Source organism: Sphingomonas donggukensis (genome assembly GCF_023674425.1).
Taxonomy (GTDB): Bacteria; Pseudomonadota; Alphaproteobacteria; order Sphingomonadales; family Sphingomonadaceae; genus Sphingomonas; species Sphingomonas donggukensis.
In genome coordinates this window covers 717,221-734,899 of the sequence record NZ_CP098401.1, presented here as the reverse complement: position 1 = coordinate 734,899, position 17,679 = coordinate 717,221, and the positions used below count along the sequence as shown (strand labels likewise).

15 protein-coding genes and 1 tRNA gene are annotated in these 17,679 nt (G+C 68.4%); 10 read left to right on the top strand and 6 right to left on the bottom strand.

Going from position 1 to position 17,679, the window contains the following annotated elements; all coding sequences use genetic code 11:
• Window positions 1–5 precede the first annotated feature (5 nt).
• The 3 genes from M9980_RS03625 to M9980_RS03615 all read left to right on the top strand — a co-directional run bounded on the left by M9980_RS03625 (window position 6) and on the right by M9980_RS03615 (window position 4,462).
• The gene (locus tag M9980_RS03625; protein WP_250753433.1) at window positions 6–269 is read left to right on the top strand and encodes an FAD assembly factor SdhE; all 264 of its coding nucleotides are present in this window, start codon (window positions 6–8) and stop codon (window positions 267–269) included.
• Window positions 270–410: 141 nt separating this feature from the next.
• On the top strand, window positions 411–3,866 hold the full coding sequence (mfd, locus tag M9980_RS03620; protein ID WP_250753430.1) for a transcription-repair coupling factor: 3,456 nt from the start codon (window positions 411–413) through the stop codon (window positions 3,864–3,866).
• Between the two features lie 77 nt (window positions 3,867–3,943).
• The gene (locus M9980_RS03615; protein WP_250753428.1) at window positions 3,944–4,462 is read left to right on the top strand and encodes a GAF domain-containing protein; all 519 of its coding nucleotides are present in this window, start codon (window positions 3,944–3,946) and stop codon (window positions 4,460–4,462) included.
• Here M9980_RS03615 and M9980_RS03610 read toward each other — a convergent pair.
• On the bottom strand, window positions 4,459–6,009 hold the full coding sequence (locus tag M9980_RS03610) for an EAL domain-containing protein (protein WP_250753425.1): 1,551 nt from the start codon (window positions 6,007–6,009) through the stop codon (window positions 4,459–4,461). The two genes, M9980_RS03615 and M9980_RS03610, sit on opposite strands and share 4 nt — an antisense overlap.
• Window positions 6,010–6,055: 46 nt before the next feature.
• On the opposite strand from M9980_RS03610, the gene moaA reads away from it, so the two are divergent.
• The 6 genes from moaA to M9980_RS03580 all read left to right on the top strand — a co-directional run bounded on the left by moaA (window position 6,056) and on the right by M9980_RS03580 (window position 10,383).
• A complete protein-coding gene (gene moaA, locus M9980_RS03605) occupies window positions 6,056–7,048 on the top strand; it encodes a GTP 3',8-cyclase MoaA (RefSeq protein ID WP_250753423.1) in 993 nt (330 codons plus the stop codon).
• On the top strand, window positions 7,045–7,821 hold the full coding sequence (locus M9980_RS03600) for an NAD kinase (RefSeq protein ID WP_250753421.1): 777 nt from the start codon (window positions 7,045–7,047) through the stop codon (window positions 7,819–7,821). The genes moaA and M9980_RS03600 overlap by 4 nt, the downstream gene beginning before the upstream one ends.
• A gap of 131 nt (window positions 7,822–7,952) precedes the next feature.
• A tRNA-Asn gene (locus M9980_RS03595) sits at window positions 7,953–8,027 on the top strand.
• Between the two features lie 75 nt (window positions 8,028–8,102).
• Complete coding sequence (locus M9980_RS03590) at window positions 8,103–9,119, top strand: adenosine deaminase (RefSeq protein WP_250753417.1); 1,017 nt, start codon at window positions 8,103–8,105, stop codon at window positions 9,117–9,119.
• A complete protein-coding gene (locus M9980_RS03585; protein WP_250755049.1) occupies window positions 9,119–9,634 on the top strand; it encodes a phosphoribosyltransferase in 516 nt (171 codons plus the stop codon). The genes M9980_RS03590 and M9980_RS03585 overlap by 1 nt, the downstream gene beginning before the upstream one ends.
• 149 nt (window positions 9,635–9,783) lie before the next feature.
• Window positions 9,784–10,383, top strand: coding sequence for a CC0125/CC1285 family lipoprotein (locus M9980_RS03580; protein ID WP_250753414.1), 600 nt, complete (start codon window positions 9,784–9,786; stop codon window positions 10,381–10,383).
• Window positions 10,384–10,452: 69 nt separating this feature from the next.
• Here M9980_RS03580 and secA read toward each other — a convergent pair whose 3' ends face one another.
• From secA to M9980_RS03565, 3 genes are all read right to left on the bottom strand, one after another.
• Window positions 10,453–13,206, bottom strand: coding sequence for a preprotein translocase subunit SecA (gene secA / locus M9980_RS03575; RefSeq protein WP_250753411.1), 2,754 nt, complete (start codon window positions 13,204–13,206; stop codon window positions 10,453–10,455).
• Window positions 13,207–13,300: 94 nt separating this feature from the next.
• Entirely contained in the window at window positions 13,301–13,549 is a 249-nt protein-coding gene (locus tag M9980_RS03570; RefSeq protein WP_250753408.1) for a hypothetical protein, read from the bottom strand.
• A 107-nt stretch (window positions 13,550–13,656) separates the two neighbouring features.
• On the bottom strand, window positions 13,657–14,214 hold the full coding sequence (locus tag M9980_RS03565; protein ID WP_250753407.1) for an energy transducer TonB: 558 nt from the start codon (window positions 14,212–14,214) through the stop codon (window positions 13,657–13,659).
• Between the two features lie 93 nt (window positions 14,215–14,307).
• Here M9980_RS03565 and argJ point away from each other — a divergent pair, with 93 nt between their 5' ends.
• Window positions 14,308–15,531 carry a bifunctional glutamate N-acetyltransferase/amino-acid acetyltransferase ArgJ gene (gene argJ / locus M9980_RS03560; protein ID WP_250753405.1) on the top strand — a complete coding sequence of 408 codons (1,224 nt, stop codon included), beginning with the start codon at window positions 14,308–14,310 and terminating at the stop codon, window positions 15,529–15,531.
• A 106-nt stretch (window positions 15,532–15,637) separates the two neighbouring features.
• Here the strand turns inward: argJ and M9980_RS03555 are convergent, their stop codons facing one another.
• Both M9980_RS03555 and trxA read right to left on the bottom strand, forming a co-directional pair.
• Window positions 15,638–17,224, bottom strand: a complete 1,587-nt coding sequence (locus M9980_RS03555) for a methyl-accepting chemotaxis protein (protein WP_250753403.1) — start codon at window positions 17,222–17,224, stop codon at window positions 15,638–15,640.
• An 88-nt stretch (window positions 17,225–17,312) separates the two neighbouring features.
• Window positions 17,313–17,636: a thioredoxin TrxA gene (gene trxA / locus M9980_RS03550; RefSeq protein WP_250753401.1), complete on the bottom strand. Its 324-nt coding sequence runs from the start codon at window positions 17,634–17,636 to the stop codon at window positions 17,313–17,315.
• Window positions 17,637–17,679: the final 43 nt, after the last annotated feature.

Sequence of the window (17,679 nt, the reverse complement as noted above, 5' to 3'; positions counted from 1 at the left end):
CGACGATGGATCGCGAAACCCGCCTGAAACGCCTGCGCTTCCGCGCGTGGCACCGCGGCACCAAGGAAGCCGACCTGATGATCGGCGGCTATGTCGATGCCCGCGCGGCGACTTGGAGCGACGCGGAGATCGCGTGGTTCGAGGAGTTCCTGGAGGAACAGGACGTCGACATCATGGCTTGGGCGATGGGCACGCAAGCCGTGCCCGCGCGTTGGCTGGGACCCATGCTGGAGGCGATGACGAAGCTGGATTTCGTACCGCGACCGTGATTGCGGAAGGCCCGTCCTTAGCCCTCTTCCCTTGGAGAGAGGGTTGAGAGAGGGGAAGGTGTCTCACCGAGACCAACGCCCGCGGAACACCCCTCTCCCAACCCTCTCCCCACCGGGGAGAGGGCTAAGACGAAGAACCTCATGCCCGACCTCAAGACCATCCTCTCCGAGACGAAACCTCTCACGCTCTCCGGCGTCGCGACCGGGTTCCAGCCAGTCCTGCTCGCCGACATCGCGCGCGCTGCCCCCGGTGGCGCCCTCTTCATCGCGCCCGACGAAGCCGCCATGCGCAGCATCCAGGCGACCGCACCGTTCTTTGCGCCCGAACTGGAGGTCGTCGCTTACCCCGCGTGGGACTGCCTGCCCTACGACCGCGCCTCGCCGACGCTGCGTGTAATGGCCGAGCGGCTGGCCGCGCTCCACCGGTTGCAGCAGCCGACGAAAGCGCCGCGCCTGCTCGTCACCACCGCCAACGCCGCCGCGCAGCGCACGCTGACGCCGTTTCGCATCCGCAACCTCGTCGCGACGCTGGCGCCGGGCGAGCGTATCTCGCGCGACAAGCTCTCCGCGCTTCTCCAGGCCAACGGCTATGTCCGCACCGAAAGCGTCGCCGATGCCGGCGAATTCGCGGTGCGCGGCGGCCTGGTCGACCTGTTCCCCTCGGGCGCGGAAGCCGGGCTGCGGCTCGACTTCTTCGGCGACGAAATCGAGACGGTTCGCACTTTCGACCCCGGCGACCAGCGCACGACCGGCAGCGTCAAGGGCTTCACCCTGCTCCCCGCCTCGGAAGCCCTGCTCGACGAGGAGAGCATCAAGCGGTTCCGCGCACGCTATCGCGAGACGTTCGGCGCGACCGCGACCGGCGACCCCCTGTACCAGGCGGTCAGCGAGGGCCGGCGGCTCGCGGGCATGGAGCATTGGCTGCCGCTGTTCGAGGAGCGGCTGGAAACGCTGTTCGATCACCTGCCCGCCGACATGGTCGTCGTCCGCGACACTGCGGTCGCGGCGGCGGCGGAGGCGCGGTTCGAGGCGGTGACAGATTACCACGCCAACCGCATGCGCGCAGCCGGGTCCGAGCCGGGCAGCTACCGCCCCCTTCCCGCCAACGCGCTGTACCTGACCGCCGGCGAATGGGCGCAGCACCTCGCCGACGCCCCTGCCCATGTCGCGACGCCGTTCCACGAGCCCGAGAGCGCGACCGTGCTCGACTTCGGCGTCGACGGCCCGCGCGATTTCGGTCCCGAGCGCAGCGGCGGCGCCAATGTATACGAGGCCGTCGTCGATCACCTGAAGCGGGTGAAGAAGGATGGGCGCAAGGCGATCCTGGCCAGCTATTCGGCGGGCTCGCGCGATCGGTTGAAGGGCCTGCTCGAGGATCACGGCCTGACCGGCCTGCGTGAAGCGGAAACATGGCAACAGGCGCTCGCGCAGGGCGATGGCGGCGTCGCGCTTGCCGTGCTGCCGCTCGACCACGGTTTCACTGCGCCGGACGTCGCGGTGCTGACCGAACAGGACATGCTGGGCGACCGGCTGGTGCGCCGTGCCAAGCGCCGCAAGTCTGCCGACGCCTTCCTCGCCGAACTCGCCACGCTGTCGCCGGGCGATCTGGTCGTGCACGTCGACCACGGCATCGGCCGTTACGAGGGGCTGACCCAGGTGCCGGTGCAGCGCGCCCCTCACGACTGCGTCGCGCTGAGCTATGCCGGCGGCGACAAACTCTACGTGCCGGTCGAAAATCTCGAAGTCCTGACCCGCTATGGCGCGGGCGAGGAAGGCGCTACGCTCGATCGTCTCGGTGGCGAGGCATGGCAGCGCCGCAAGGCGAAGATGAAGGAGCGCATCCGCGAAATCGCGGGCGACTTGATCGCCACCGCCGCCGCCCGCGCGCTGCGCCCCGCCGATATCGCCGAACCCGACGATTCGGGATTCGCCAGCTTCGTCGATCGCTTCCCGTACGAAGAGACCGAGGATCAGGCCCGCGCGATCGAGGAAGTGCTGGCCGACCTGTCCGCCGGCAAGCCGATGGACCGGCTGGTCGTCGGCGACGTCGGCTTCGGCAAGACCGAGGTGGCGCTGCGTGCCGCGTTCGTCGCGGCGATGGCGGGGTTGCAGGTCGCGATCGTATGCCCGACCACGCTGCTCGCGCGCCAGCATTTCAACAACTTCGCCGCCCGTTTCGAAGGCTTCCCGATCCGCGTCGGGCGCCTGTCCCGCCTGGTCCCCGCCGCCGAGGCGAAGGCGACGAAGGAAGGCATCGCCGACGGGCAGGTCGATGTCGTCATCGGCACCCACGCGCTGCTGGCCAAGGGCATCGGCTTCAAGCGGCTGGGGCTCGTCGTTGTCGACGAGGAACAGCGGTTCGGCGTGACCCACAAGGAACGGCTGAAGGCGCTGAAATCCGACGTCCACGTCCTGACGCTGACCGCGACGCCGATCCCGCGCACGCTCCAGATGGCGATGTCGGGCCTGCGCGAGTTGTCGGTCATCCAGACGCCTCCGGTCGATCGCCTGGCGGTGCGCACCTACGTCATGCCGTGGGATCCGGTGGTGGTGCGCGAGGCACTGTTGCGCGAACATTATCGCGGCGGGCAGAGCTTCTTCGTCACCCCGCGCGTCGCCGACCTGCCCGACGTCGAGGAATTCCTGCGCGAACAGGTGCCCGAAGTCCGCTACGTCGTCGCCCACGGCCAGATGGCGCCGACCGAGGTTGAGGAGCGCATGTCCGCCTTCTACGACAAGAAGTTCGAGGTGCTGGTGTCGACCACCATCATCGAAAGCGGCATCGATATCGCGTCCGCCAACACGATGATCATCAACCGCGCCGACCGCTTCGGCCTTGCCCAGCTCTACCAGCTGCGCGGGCGCGTCGGGCGGTCGAAGACGCGCGCCTATGCCTATCTGACGACCCCGCCCGAGCGGATGATGACCGCGGCGGCGGACAAGCGGCTGAAGGTGCTGTCCGACCTCGAGTCGCTTGGTGCCGGGTTCCAGCTCGCCAGCCACGACCTCGACATCCGCGGGGCCGGCAACATGCTGGGCGACGAACAGTCGGGACACATCAAGGAAGTCGGCTACGAACTCTACCAGTCGATGCTGGAGGAGGCGATCCTGGAGGCGCGCGCCGGCGGCAAGCTGGAGCGGGCGACCGGGTTCAGCCCGCAGATCACCGTCGATGCGCCGATCCTGATCCCGGAGGACTATGTCCCCGACCTCGACCTACGCATGGGGCTCTATCGCCGCCTGAACGACATCGACGACAAGGGCGGACTGGAGGCTTTCGCCGCCGAGATGATCGACCGCTTCGGCAAACTTCCGCAGCCGACCGACAATCTGCTGAAGCTCATGGAAATCAAGCTGAACGCCAAGTCGGCGTGCATCGCCAAGCTCGACGTCGGGCCGAAGGGCGCGCTGGTCGCGTTTCACGAGAACAACTTCCCGAATATCGATGGCCTGCTCGCCTATGTCGGCAAGCTGGGCGAGGTCGCGAAGCTGCGCCCCGACCACAAGCTGGTCATCAACCGCGCCTGGGCCGATCCGCTCGCGCGGCTGCATGGCGCGCTGCAACTGTCGCGGGGGCTGGCGAAGGCCGCGGGCTGAAACATCTGAAACGGAACCGATTCTAAGGATTTGCTTACCCGGATCAGGCTATCGTGCGACCGGCGCGAGGTGGCAGCATGTTCGAACGGTTTCGCAAACGAGAGTCGCGAGCGGCAGTCGAGGCCCTGCCCGGCGCCGAGACACCGGATTTCGCGGTGGCGGCCACCCGCGCCGACGTCATCGCCCTGCTGCACGCGGTGGCCCGCGACCTGGCCGGGGCGGACGGCATCACCGTGGTCGAACGGCGCGGTGACGAGATCGAATATCTGACCGAGGACGCGGTCGCGCCGCTGTGGTCGGGGCATCGCTTTCCGGTGCGAAGCTGCGTCACCGGCATGGCGATGATCGCCAACGCGCCGATCGTGATCCCCGACATCGCGACCGACCCGCGCGTGCCGCTGCACCTCTACCTGTCCACCTTCGTTCGGAGCATGGCGGTGTTCCCGATCGGCCATGACGCGCCGACGATGGCACTCGGGCTGTACTGGCGAACCACCGGACCCGCGAGCGACGCGGCGCTGGCGCGCATTGCCGACCTGGCGCGTGCGGCCGGGGACGCGCTGGCCCGCGTCGAAGCGAGCCCGCGCGCGGCCTAGCCCGCCACCAGCCGCGCCAGCGCCACGCTGTCGAGCGGAGGCGCGCAAAGATAGCCCTGGTACCAGGCGCACCCCTCAGCGGCGAGCGCATCGCGCTGGTCCGCGGTCTCGACCCCCTCGGCGATGATCGCCATGCCGAGCGACCGCGCCATGTCGATCACGCCGCGCACGATCACCCGGTCGCGCGGTGCCGCGACGATGCGGCGGGTCAGTGCCCGGTCGAGCTTCAGATAGTCGATGGGCAGCGCGCTGAGATACGCAAGGCTCGAATAGCCGGTGCCGAAATCGTCGATCGCGATCCGGCATCCGGCCTCGCGCAGGACGGCGAGTTCGGACGCCGCACCGGCAAGATTCTCGATCAGCGCGCCCTCGGTCACCTCGATCGTCACGCGCTCGCGGGCGAGGCCGCTGGTGTCTATCCGGTCGAGCAGCAGGTCGACGAAGCCGGGCGCGGCGATGTCCGCCGCGGCGACGTTCACCGCGACGCGCAGGTGCGCCAGCGTCGCCGGCCACCGCGCCGCCGCCGCGAACGCGCGGTTCTGGAGGTAGGAGGAAAGCGGCACCGATCGCCCGCCATGCTCCGCCGCGGCCAGCAAAGCCTCCGCCCCGACCTCCCCCAGCCGCGGGTGGTGCCAGCGCGACAGCGCCTCGACGCCGACGATCGCGCCGGTGTCCAGCGCGACCTGCGGCTGGAACAATATCTCGATCTCGCCGCGATCGAGCGCCTGCGACAAATCGCCCGCCAGCGCCGCGATCGAGCGCGACCGGCGCGGGAACACGTCGCGCAGCGCCGCGCCCGCATCGGGCACCGACCCCAAAGGCTCGACCAGCGCGTGGATGCGACCGCTGCGGGCGTCGCGCTGCAGGTGCTGGACGACGCGGCCCACGCCCGCCAGATCGTGCGCGAAGGCGGCGGTGCCATGCGCTTCGAGGCGGCGCAGCGCATCGCGCAGCAGGCCGCGCACATCGCCATCGAGCGCCGCGAGCGCCCGCCCGGGGGCGGTCCCGCCGGGCAATCCGACCGCCCCGGCCAGCGCCTGCGTCAGCTGCAGCGAGCGCGCGGCATGATCGTATCGCCAGCCGAGCGGGTCGGCGGCCGCCGCCTCGCTCACCCAGCCGCCCGACACGCGCCGCGCGTGGCGATCGGCGAAGCGCAGCGCCTGGACCAGTTCGATCTCGCGCATCGGGCTCGCCAGGAAATGGGTCGCCCCGGCGTCGTAGAAGTCGGTGAGCGCGCCGGCATCGTTGCGCGACACCAGCACCAGCATCGCGCGGCCCGCCGCCGTCACGCTGCCGCCGATCGCGCGCGCCGCCTCCAGCCCCTCCGTAACCGCGCCGCGCGCGTCGATCACGACCACCGCTGCGCCGCTCGCGGCCAGCCTGCGCTCCAGCCCCTCGCCACGCCGCGCCGCCACCGCGCGCCACCCGGCAAGCGCGACCGAAGCCGCCAGCTCGTCGCGCTGGCGGAACGACAGGATGAACACGGGGCGGGCGGCGGTTGCGGGCACGGCGCCCTTGTCGGGCAAAGTGGTGAAGAAAGACAGCATCTCCCGCGCCCTTGTTAACGGCGGTGCAAAGTCCTAGCTCTCGCGCATGTCGGAACCTGCGCCGCTCATCGACCGCCACGGCCGCACGATCCGCTATCTGCGCGTGTCGGTGACCGACCGTTGCGACCTGCGCTGCCGTTACTGCATGGCCGAGCAGATGACGTTCCTGCCGCGCGCGAAGCTGCTGGCGCTGGAGGAAATCGCTATCATCGCCGAGCGGTTCATGGCGCGCGGCGTGCGCAAGATCCGGCTGTCGGGCGGCGAGCCGCTGGTGCGCCGCGACATCGGCGATCTCGTCCGGCGGCTGGGCCGGCACGTCGGGCACGGCCTCGACGAGCTGACGATGACCACCAACGCCACCCAGCTGGCCGAGCACGCCGCCGCGCTCGCCGATGCCGGCATCCGCCGCATCAACGTCAGCCTCGACAGCCGCGACCCCGACCGGTTCCGTTTCATCACGCGCCACGGCGACGTCGATCAGGTGCTGGGCGGCATCTTCGCCGCGCGCGACGCGGGGCTGGCGGTGAAGATCAACATGGTCGCGCTCGCCGGGCTGAACGAGGACGAGATTCCGTCGATGCTCGCCTGGTGCGGCGACAACGGCTTCGACCTCAGCCTGATCGAGACGATGCCGCTGGGCGCGATCGACGAGGACCGCACCGACCGCTTCGTACCCCTGACGCGCGTGTTCGAGGCGTTGTCTGAGCAGATGACGCTGACCCGCGATTCCTACCAGAGCGGCGGGCCGGCGCGTTACTGGCGGACGCCGTGGGGCACGCGCCTCGGCGTCATCTCGCCGCTCACCGCTAATTTCTGCGACGGCTGCAACCGCGTGCGCCTGACGACCGAGGGCACGCTCTATTCCTGTCTCGGCCACGACGATCATGTCGACCTGAAGGCGGCGCTGCGCGACGGCGGGATCGACGCGCTCGACGCCGCGATCGACCGGGCGTTGGCGATCAAGCCGCGCGCGCACGACTTCCGCATCGACGCCCCCGCGCCCGCCGTCGCCCGCCACATGAGCGTCACCGGCGGATGAGCGATTTCGCGCGTCGCGCCCTCGTCGCGTCGAACACCCCGCCTGCACAGGCCGCCGCCGCCGACCTGCGCGACACCTATGACTGGGTGCCGATCGAGGAGGCGGACCTGATCGTGGCGCTGGGCGGCGACGGCTTCATGCTCGACACGCTGCACGCCATGCTCGAGACGCGGCGCAGCGTGCCGGTGTTCGGCATGAACCTCGGCACGGTCGGTTTCCTGATGAACGAGTGGCGGCTGGCCGATCTCGACCACCGGTTGGCCCGCGCGAAGCCGTTCCGCGTGTCGCCGCTGACGATGACCGCGACGACCATCGCGGGCGAGACGCGCGTGCTGCCCGCGATCAACGAAGTATCGCTGCTGCGCGAAACTCGCCAGACCGCGAAGCTGCAGGTGACGGTCAACGACCGCGTCGTCCTGCCCGAGTTGGTGTGCGACGGTATCCTCGCGGCGACCCCGGCTGGCTCCACCGCGTACAATCTGTCCGCCAACGGCCCGATCCTGCCGCTCGGCTCGGCGCTGGTCGCCCTCACCCCGATCAGCGCGTTCCGCCCGCGGCGCTGGCGCGGCGCGATCCTCCCTGAAAAGGCGCGAATCGGCATCACCGTGCTCGATTCGGAAAAGCGCCCGGTCAGCGCCGTCGCCGACCAGCGCGAAGTCCGCGACGTGGCGCAGGTCGATATCGCCATCGACCACCTGCGCGACCTGACGCTGATGTTCGATCCCGAACACGCGCTCGACGACCGCATAACGATGGAACAGTTCGTCGCGTAGCGCAGCCTGCGACACGCTGTCGCAGGACTCGCGCAAGCGCGGCCGGCGCCGGTCACGGCGTCCGACGACAAGCCCGTCTGAAGGGCTTGCAAAGCCCGCAGCCGCTGCTTATTAGCGCGCCTCCACCGAGTTCCCTGATAGCTCAGCGGTAGAGCTCTCGACTGTTAATCGAGCGGCCGTAGGTTCGAATCCTACTCAGGGAGCCAGTGGTTTTTCCCCCACATCGCCGACACCGACGCACCGTCTTGCCGCGGGGCGGCATCGCTGCAATGGTCGCGGCCATGACCGATATCGACGCCTTCATCGCGGGCCTGCCCAAGGCCGAACTCCACCTGCATATCGAGGGTAGCCTGGAGCCGGAACTGATGTTCGCGCTCGCCGAGCGGAACGGCGTCGCCATCCCCTACGCGTCGGTCGACGAGGTCCGCGCGGCCTACGACTTTTCGAACCTGCAGGACTTCCTCGACATCTATTATGCCGGGGCCGACGTCCTGCGCACGCGCCAGGATTTCCACGACCTCGCGCTTGCCTATTTCGACCGCGCCGCCGCGGACGGCGTCGTCCATGCCGAGATTTTCTTCGATCCCCAGACCCACACCGCGCGCGGAATCGCGTTCGACACGGTGATCCAGGGGTTGCTCGACGGCATGGCCGCGGCGGAGGCGAAGCATGGCCTGACGTCGAAGCTGATCCTGTGCTTCCTGCGCCATCTGTCGGAAGAGGAGGCGTTCGCGACGCTGGCCGAGGCGGAACCCTGGCTCGATCGCATCGCCGGGGTCGGGCTCGATTCGTCCGAAGTCGGCCACCCGCCCGCCAAATTCGCGCGCGTATTCGCCGCCGCGGCGGGCAAGGGGCTGAAGCGCGTCGCCCACGCCGGCGAGGAAGGCCCGCCCGAGTACGTCCACGAAGCGCTCGACCTGCTCCACATCGACCGGCTCGACCACGGCAACCGCAGCCTCGAGGATGCGGCACTCACCGCCCGCCTCGCCCGCACCGGCATGACGCTGACCGTCTGCCCGCTGTCGAACGTGAAGCTCTGCAACGTCGCATCGATGGACGTCCACCCGATCGACGCGATGCTGCGCCAGGGCCTGCGCGCGACGATCAATTCCGACGATCCCGCCTATTTCGGCGGCTACGTCGGCGAAAACTACCGCGCCGCCGCCCATGCCCGCGGCCTGTCAAAGGACGATCTGACGATGCTCGCGCGCAACAGCTTCCTCGGCTCATTCCTGCCCGATGCCGACGTCGCCGCGCATCTGGCAAAGCTCGACGCCTATGTGGAGCGCAGCCGGTGATGCCGACGCTGACGCCCTACACTCACGACGCTTTCCTCGCCGCGGTCGACACGCTGACCACGCGACTGGCGGACGACGACTGGGGCACGACCCTGCTGGTCGGGGTCGGGCGCGGCGGGCTGGTGCCGGCGGTGTTCCTCAGCCACGCGACCGGCCTGCCGATGGTGTCGATCGATTTCTCGACCCCGATCCCCGAATTCAACGCCGCGCTGATCGAGGCGCTGGCCGCGCGCACCCGCCAGGGCGAGCGGTTGCTGTTCATCGAGGATATCAACGATTCGGGCCGCACCATCGCCGCCATACGTGCGCAGCTGGATGTCGCCGGCGCCGACGCCGCCAACGCGCGCTTCGCGGTGCTGCTCGACAACGCGATCTCGGTCCAGCGGGTCGAATATGCCGCCCGCACCATCGACCGGACGGTGACGAAGGACTGGTTCGTCTTTCCATGGGAAGCGGTCGCGCCCGACACTGCGATCGTCGAGGATGCCAACGCCGTGCCCGAACGGATCGCCTGATCGGTTCAGCGTGCCGACAGCCATGATTTGTTACGGGATTTCAGAAACTTCGCATGCGAGGACACAATGGCGTGACCGCGCGTTGCAAGATCGAATGGGTGACACGGTCCGCGTGTTGCCTGCTGGAGGCAGATATGTTTGCTAAGTCCATGAAAAACAGCCGCAAGGCCTCGGTACTGACTGCAGTGGCCGGGGCAACCCTGCTGGCGGCCTGCGTCGGCCCGACCCCTTATCGCCCGGCGACCGGGCAGGGGTTCAACCGCACCGGCTTCACCGATCAGCAGATCGAGCGCGACCGCTACCGCGTCACCTTCGCCGGCAACAGCTACACCGACCGCGAGACGGTGGAACGCTATCTGCTGTTCCGCGCAGCCGAACTGACGCTGTCGCAGGGCGCCGATTATTTCGTGCTCGCCGACCGCGACATCGACAAGCAGACGCGGACGTATACGTCGCCGGGGCTCGGCGGTTTCGGTGGCCCTTATGGCGGGTTGAACGGTTTCGGCTATTGGGGTCCGTCGTGGCGCTACTATGGTCGCGGCTACGGCTGGCGCGGCTGGAATGCCTGGGGCGGCGACCCCTTCTGGGATCGCTCGGTCGATATAACGACCGTGGAGCGGTACGAGGCGTCCGCGGAAATCGTGGTCGGTCGCGGTCCGAAACCGGCGGGCAATCTGCGCGCGTTCAATGCCCGCGACGTGGTCGACCGGCTGGGCCCGACGATCCGGGTGCCCGAACAGCGCCGCTGATAGGGCAGCCCCAAACAGAAAGGGCCGGGGATCGCTCCCCGGCCCTTTTTCTTTGTGCTCGATCCGCGCTCAGACCAGCGCGCCGTGGCAGTGCTTGTACTTGTTGCCCGATCCGCATGGGCACGGCGCGTTGCGGTTCACCACGCCTTTCCAGCTTTCCGGATCCTCACCGATCGCGGTCCCGTCGGGCTGCGGGATCGACAGCGGCGGCAGCGTCTGGGTGAGCAGTCCGGCGCTGCCCGCGTCCCAATCCGCCGAATTGTCCTCGCCGGAAAACGGATCGATATGGCTGGTGATGAAGTCGGGCAGATCGGGCAGCGCGCCGAAGTCCCCGAAATCCTGCGGCTGTACGCGGAACTGCGCAAAGGCGAGCGTCCGCGTCACATCCTCGCGGATGTTGCCGAGCATGCGCTCGAACATCGCGAACGCTTCCTGCTTGTATTCGTTGAGCGGCGTCTTCTGCGCATAGGCGCGCAGGTGCACGACCTGACGCAGCGCATCGAGCATCGCCAGATGCTCTTTCCAGTGATGGTCTAGGTTCTGGAGCAGGATCGACTTTTCGATCCCCGTCCACGTCTCTGTATCCAAGTCCTTCGCTTTGGTATCGACCACCTCGTCGGCCTGCGTGCGGATGCGCTCCTCGACGATCTCGGGATCGATCGCATCCTCCAGCAGCCAGGCATCGACCTGCGGCTCGACGCCCAGGATCGTCGATGCCTTTTCCTTCAGCCCCTCGACGTCCCACTGCTCGGGATAGCTGCCGACCGGACAGGCATCGCCGACGATCGCGTTGACCGTCTCGGCACGCATGTCGACCACCACGTCGCCGACGGTGTCGGCATCCATGATGTCGGCGCGCTGCTCATAGATGACCTTGCGCTGGTCGTTCATCACGTCGTCGTATTCGACGACCTGCTTGCGGATGTCGTAGTTGCGCGCTTCGACCTTTTTCTGCGCAGTCTCGATCGCCTTGGTCAGCCACTTGCTGCCGATCGCCTCGCCATCGCCGATGTTGTTGCGCATCATCTTCGCGAACAGCGTGTCCGGCCCGAAGATCCGCAGCAGGTCGTCGTCGAGGCTGAGGTAGAAGCGGCTGAGCCCCGGATCGCCCTGACGCCCCGAGCGCCCGCGCAGCTGGTTGTCGATGCGGCGGCTTTCGTGCCGCTCGGTACCGAGCACGAACAGGCCACCGGCGGCGAGAACCTCGGCCTTTTCGGCAGCGACCTCTGCCTTGATGCGGTTGATCGCGGCCTCGCGCTCGGCGCCCTCGGGCGTCTCGGCCAGCTCGTCGTTGATGCGGAATTCGAGGTTGCCGCCCAGCTGGATGTCGGTGCCGCGGCCCGCCATGTTGGTGGCGATCGTCACCGCGCCCTTGCGTCCCGCCTGCGCGACGATGTGCGCCTCGCGCTCATGCTGGCGCGCGTTCAGCACCTCGTGCGCGACGCCCTCCTGGCGCAGGAATTCGCTCAGCATCTCGGACTTCTCGATCGAGACGGTGCCGACGAGCACCGGCTGGCCCTTCTCCGCATGCTCGCCGATCCGCTTGGCGATCGCGCGGAACTTGTCCTGCGTGTCCTTGTAGAACTCGTCCTCCTCATCGACGCGCTGCACGGGCACATTTGTGGGGATGGTGACGACGTTCATCTTGTAGATGTCGTAGAATTCCGCCGCTTCGGTCGCCGCGGTGCCGGTCATGCCGGCAAGCTTCGGATACATGCGGAAATAATTCTGGAAGGTAATCGACGCGAGCGTCTGGTTCTCGGGCTCGATATCGACGCCTTCCTTCGCCTCGACCGCCTGGTGCAGACCATCCGACCAGCGCCGCCCGTCCATCATGCGGCCGGTGAACTCGTCGATGATGATGACCTTGCCGTCCTTGACGATGTAATCGGTGTCGGCCTTGAACATCTTGTTCGCGCGCAGCGACTGGTTCAGGTGATGGACGACCTGCGTGTTCTCGAAGTCGTACAGGTTCGCGCCCTGCAGCAGGCCCGCGGCCTCCAGCATGCGTTCGACATTCTCGGTACCGTCCTCGGTCAGGATGACGGACTTCTGCTTCTCGTCCTTTTCGTAATCGCTATCGGCCAGCTGCTTCACGACGGCATCGACCTGCATGTACAGCTCGGACTTGTCGTCGGTGGGGCCCGAGATGATGAGCGGCGTGCGCGCTTCGTCGATCAGCACCGAATCGACCTCGTCGACGATCGCCATCGCGAACGGACGCTGCACCATCGCCGCACGGTCGTACTTCATGTTGTCGCGCAGATAGTCGAAGCCGAATTCGTTGTTGGTGCCGTAGGTGATGTCGGCGGCATAGGCGGCGCGGCGCTCTTCATCCGACAGGTTCGGCACGATGACGCCGACGGTCAGCCCCAGGAACTTGTAGACCTGCCCCATCCAGCCGGCGTCGCGCGCCGCCAGATAGTCGTTGACGGTGACGACATGGACGCCCTTGCCCGGCAGCGCGTTGAGATAGACCGCGAGCGTCGCGACCAGCGTCTTGCCCTCACCGGTGCGCATCTCGGCGATCTCGCCGCGGTGGAGGACGATGCCGCCCACCATCTGCACATCGAAGTGCCGCATGCCGAGCACGCGCACCGCCGCCTCGCGCACCGTCGCGAACGCCTCGGGCAGGATCGCGTCGATCTTTTCGCCATTCTCCAGCCGCTCGCGGAAGCGAAGCGTCTGCTGCGACAGGTCGTCGTCCGACAGCGCCTGCAGCTGCGGTTCGAACGCGGCAATGGCGTCGGTGACCGACTTCAGGGACTTGACGTAGCGGTCGTTGGACGAGCCGAACAGGGATTTGGCAAAGCCGCCGAGCATGTGGGAATACCTTCGGATACGGGATGCGCGGCCACGCTGTCGGGCCCGCGGAAAATGTCGAAAATGGCGTGGAGGCCCCGACGGGGCGAGGCGTCTATTCGCGCCGGCGCTCGGGCGTCACGCGCGGCGCCACGCGGCGCGCGAAGCCGAGGTCGAGCGCCAGCGGTGCCGGCGCGACATAGCCATCGGGGCGCGACACAGCGACCGGTATCACGGTGTTCGCGACGACGGTCACCGCCGCGACCGCGCGTCTCGCCTCCACCGCCGGCACGCGCGCATCGACCGGGCGCGACAGGCCCGTCAATCCGCACAGCATCGCGGTCAGGAGGAGAAACAGGTCCAAGCGCACTTTCCGTCAGTCGAGCCGCTGGCCATAAATCTGGCGAGCGCCCTCGTCTAACTATTTCGGCAGGGAAACGCTCCCGATCAAGGGCGTGGGCACCGCCGCGTTCAATCGATGAACCGCGTGGTCGTGGACGACCGCATCGTCCGGACGGCACGCACGGGCTTGCCGTTGCGGACGTGGCCGCCGTCCACCTTCTGCCCGATCGGCGCCTGGGCACAGGGGTCGAAGTCGGGCGACGGCCTCACCACGACGCGGCAGGCCTCGATCCGGCCCTCCGCATCGCTCGTCACCTCGAATTCGGTGACGCTGTCGGGGAACTTCGCGGTCGTTATCTCGATCGGCGCCGCCATGTCGGGCATTCTCCAGAGGACGCGCCGGGTGTAGCTGGTCTGCGTCTTCGCGGGTTTGAACCGGCCCCGCGTCACGATCGCCGTGCACGCCGCCCTGTCCAGCTCCTCCGTTCCGCTGCTGGACGTCACATCGCAGGCCACAGGGCGACCGTCCGTCCCGACCGTCAGGCGAACGGCGACGGTCCCTTCCGCCCCGGCCTTGATCGCGCTTGGCGGATAATCGTCCTGGGTCAGCCAGTTCGAGGCGTCGCCGTCAGGCACCGCCGTCGGCAAATTCGTGGCAACCTGAAGCGCAAGTGCAAGCAACAGCATCGTTATTCTCCCCCGCGCCGATGGCTATCGCCCAGCCACCCGTCCCGCAAGCCCGCGATTGCACGGCGAGGCCGAGGAGCTATTGAGGCAGGCATGACGCGCTCCCCCCTCGCCCCCGCCGCCCTGCCCACGCTGCCCGACATCGCCGGCGTCACCCGCCGCGTCGCGCGGGCACGCTACAAGGCGTGGGACCGCTGCGACCTGACCTATGTCACGCTCAATGAAGGCACCGCGGTCGCGGGGGTGCTGACGCAGAGCAAATGCCCCTCGCCCGAGGTCGAATGGTGCCGCCGCGCGCTGGTGCTGGGCAAGGCGCGGGCGCTGGTCGTAAATGCGGGCAATTCGAACGCCTTCACCGGCGACCGTGGGCGCGCCGCTGTGGAGGCAATCGCCGCGCGGACCGCCGCGCACCTCGGCTGCGCCCCTTCCGACGTCTTCGTCGCCTCGACCGGGGTGATCGGCGTGCCGCTGCCGATCCACAAGGCCGAGGCCGGGCTCGACGCCGCCTTTGCCGCGGAGCCGTGTTCGTGGGAGGCCGCCGCCGAGACGATCATGACCACCGACACCTTCGCGAAGGTCGCGACCACCAGCGCGATCGTCGGCGGCAGGCAGGTCGAACTGGTCGGCATCGTCAAGGGATCGGGGATGATCGCGCCCGACATGGCGACGATGCTCGGCTTCGTCTTCACCGACGCCGCCGTGTCGCCCGCCTTCCTGCAAAGGGCGCTGTCCGCCGCCAACACCAAGACCTTCTCTTGCATCACGGTCGACAGCGACACGTCCACCAGCGACACCGTCCTCGCCTTTGCGACGGGGGCTGCGGGCAACGCCGAACTGGCGGACGAGGACGACGACGGCGCCGATGCGTTCGTCGCGGCGCTGGCCGAGCTGTGCATGCAGCTCGCCCACCTGGTCGTGCGCGACGGCGAAGGCGCGCAGAAGCTGATCGCGATCACCGTCGAGGGCGCCGAAAGCGACCGTTCCGCACATGTCGTCGCGATGAGCATCGCCAATTCGCCGCTGGTGAAGACCGCGGTCGCCGGGGAGGATGCGAACTGGGGGCGCGTGGTGATGGCGGTGGGCAAGGCGGGCGAACCCGCCGAGCGCGACAAGCTGTCGATCCGCTTCGGTACGACCCAGGTCGCCGAACACGGACTGGCGGTCGTCGGCTATGACGAAGCCCCGGTCGCGGCGCATCTGAAGGGGCGCGAAGTGGAGATCGGCGTCGACCTCGGCCTCGGTGATGGCCGCGCGACCGTGTGGACCTGCGACCTGACGCACGGCTACATCAGCATCAACGCGGACTACCGGAGCTAGGCAAGGCGGAGCCACACCACTCCGTTCGTTTCGAGCGAAGTCGAGAAACTTGATCGGAGCGCCGTAGCCCGTTTCTCGACTTCGCTCGAAACGAACGGAAGGAAGGTCAGGCCGCGCGCAAATCCGCCAGGAACGCCTGAGTCTTCGCGGCCAGCGCCTCGACCTGGCTCGCCATCTCGGCGCTCGATCCTGCGACCTGCGCGGTGCGATCCCGCGTCGCCTGCGATGCGCGCGCGGCGGCATCGACGCCTGCGCAAAGCTCGGCGGTGCCGTGGGCGGCGACGCGGGCGTCGGCGTCGATCGATGCGGTGACGCGCGCCTGCTCGCTGGTCGCCTCGGCGATGGCGGCGGCCAGCGTGGAGACGGAACCGACCTGCCCCAGGATCGCGTCGATCACTTGTGCGACCGCGGTGACGCGGGCCTGCATCGTCGCGATCTGGCGGTCGATGTCGCCGGTCGCGCGCTGGGTCTGGGCGGCGAGCGACTTCACTTCGGTCGCGACCACCGCGAAGCCGCGGCCCGCTTCGCCGGCCCGCGCCGCCTCGATCGTGGCGTTGAGGGCGAGCAGATTGGTCTGGCCCGCGATCTCCCCGATCAGGGCGACGACGGTGCCGATCTCCCGCGCGTTCTCGATCAGCTCGACGATGACTCGCTCGCCCTCACGCGTGCCGTCGGAGACCGCGGCGGTCAGCGCGGCCTGGTCGGCAACGCGCGTCGCGACGTCGCCCACCGACCGCGACAGGATCTCGGCGGTATCGCGCAGCGTGTCGGCGGCGTCGCTGGTCTGGCGCGCGACGCCCGCGACGACCTGAGCCTCGCTGGCGTGGGTGGTGCTGGCTGCGGCCAGGGCGTCGGCGGACCCGCGGGTCTCCCCCGCAGCACGCACCAGCGCCGCGACGGCATCGCCGACCGAACATTCGAAGCGTTCGGCCAGTGCGACCATCTCGGCACGCCGGTCCTCGATCGCGCGTTCGCGCTGGCCCTGCTGCGCGGTCGCCTCGGCCAGCTCGGCGCGGGTGCGCTCGGCGGCGGCAAGGTGCTCCGCGATCTCGCGCTCGCGCGATGCGGCGGCCAGATCGGTGCCCGTGCGGAAATGATCGGTAAACAGCCGCGACTGCGCGAACGTCGCCTTCGCCAGCAGCACGACGAAGATCGCCAGCATCAGGAACACCGACGTCGGCAGGTCGGCAATCACGACGTCGATCGTCACCATCGCCAGCGACCCGGCCAGGAAGGCGAGGCTCGCCAGCGGTAGCGACGCGACGGTCAGCGCGCCGACCGACATGACGCCGGTGAGAACACAGGTGAACAGCAATCGCTCGCTGGTCTCGGCATCCTTCAGCGCGGACGCGATCAGCGCCCCCCAGGCGATCGACGTCGCCAGCGATTGTGCCGCCGCGAACAGGATCGCGCCCCGCGCGTCGGTCGTCTGCCACTGGCTGCGCACGTCGCGCCGCCAGCGATGGAGCGCGATCAGCGACACCGTCAGCAGCACCGCCGCCGCGGCGAGCACGTCGGCGCTGCGATCGGTGGAGGCGACGATGGCGCTGCCGGCGAGCATCGTCGCCACGAATGTCGCGGGATAGCCCTCACGCGCGGCGCGGATCTGCGCGGACACCAGCGCGGTCGGCAGGACGTCATCCCCCCGCCCGAGGCCGAGCAGGCGGATCAACGGTCGCAGTCTGTCGGACACGGAGGCCATTGCCCCCGTGTCGCACAGCTTGGCTAAGGCCGGGTTAACTTCGATTCCGAAACGGTGGCACTGCTGCCGCGCGCGGCGCTCAGGCCAGTTCGCCCTCGAGCCATGCCTTGATCCGGCCCTTGGGCTCGGCCCCGACCTTGGTTGCCGCCGGGGCACCGCCCTTGAACAGGATCATCGTCGGGATGCCGCGGACGCCATACTTGCCCGGCGCGTCGGGATTGTCGTCGATGTTCAGCTTGGCGATCGTCACCTGCTCGCCCAGCTCGTCGGAGATTTCCTCCAGGCTCGGCCCGATCATCTTGCAGGGGCCGCACCATTCGGCCCAGAAATCGACCAGCACCGGCTTGTCGGAATTCAGCACATCGTCGTTGAAGCTGGCGTCGGTGATCTGCTTGGTCGCCATCGGGAATCTCCTTGGAAGTGATGCGTGATCTAAGGTCGGTTCG

Bases quoted from the DNA above. Each gene is read 5' to 3' on its own strand.
- M9980_RS03600 (WP_250753421.1), top strand. From the start codon at position 7,045: ATGAGCGATTTCGCGCGTCGCGCCCTCGTCGCGTCGAACACCCCGCCT.
- argJ (WP_250753405.1), top strand. From the start codon at position 14,308: ATGACGCGCTCCCCCCTCGCCCCCGCCGCCCTGCCCACGCTGCCCGAC.
- M9980_RS03610 (WP_250753425.1), bottom strand. From the start codon at position 6,009: ATGCTGTCTTTCTTCACCACTTTGCCCGACAAGGGCGCCGTGCCCGCA.
- M9980_RS03585 (WP_250755049.1), top strand. From the start codon at position 9,119: ATGCCGACGCTGACGCCCTACACTCACGACGCTTTCCTCGCCGCGGTC.
- M9980_RS03565 (WP_250753407.1), bottom strand. From the start codon at position 14,214: ATGCTGTTGCTTGCACTTGCGCTTCAGGTTGCCACGAATTTGCCGACG.
- trxA (WP_250753401.1), bottom strand. From the start codon at position 17,636: ATGGCGACCAAGCAGATCACCGACGCCAGCTTCAACGACGATGTGCTG.
- M9980_RS03590 (WP_250753417.1), top strand. From the start codon at position 8,103: ATGACCGATATCGACGCCTTCATCGCGGGCCTGCCCAAGGCCGAACTC.
- M9980_RS03625 (WP_250753433.1), top strand. From the start codon at position 6: ATGGATCGCGAAACCCGCCTGAAACGCCTGCGCTTCCGCGCGTGGCAC.
- M9980_RS03580 (WP_250753414.1), top strand. From the start codon at position 9,784: ATGAAAAACAGCCGCAAGGCCTCGGTACTGACTGCAGTGGCCGGGGCA.
- mfd (WP_250753430.1), top strand. From the start codon at position 411: ATGCCCGACCTCAAGACCATCCTCTCCGAGACGAAACCTCTCACGCTC.
- moaA (WP_250753423.1), top strand. From the start codon at position 6,056: ATGTCGGAACCTGCGCCGCTCATCGACCGCCACGGCCGCACGATCCGC.
- secA (WP_250753411.1), bottom strand. From the start codon at position 13,206: ATGCTCGGCGGCTTTGCCAAATCCCTGTTCGGCTCGTCCAACGACCGC.
- M9980_RS03615 (WP_250753428.1), top strand. From the start codon at position 3,944: ATGTTCGAACGGTTTCGCAAACGAGAGTCGCGAGCGGCAGTCGAGGCC.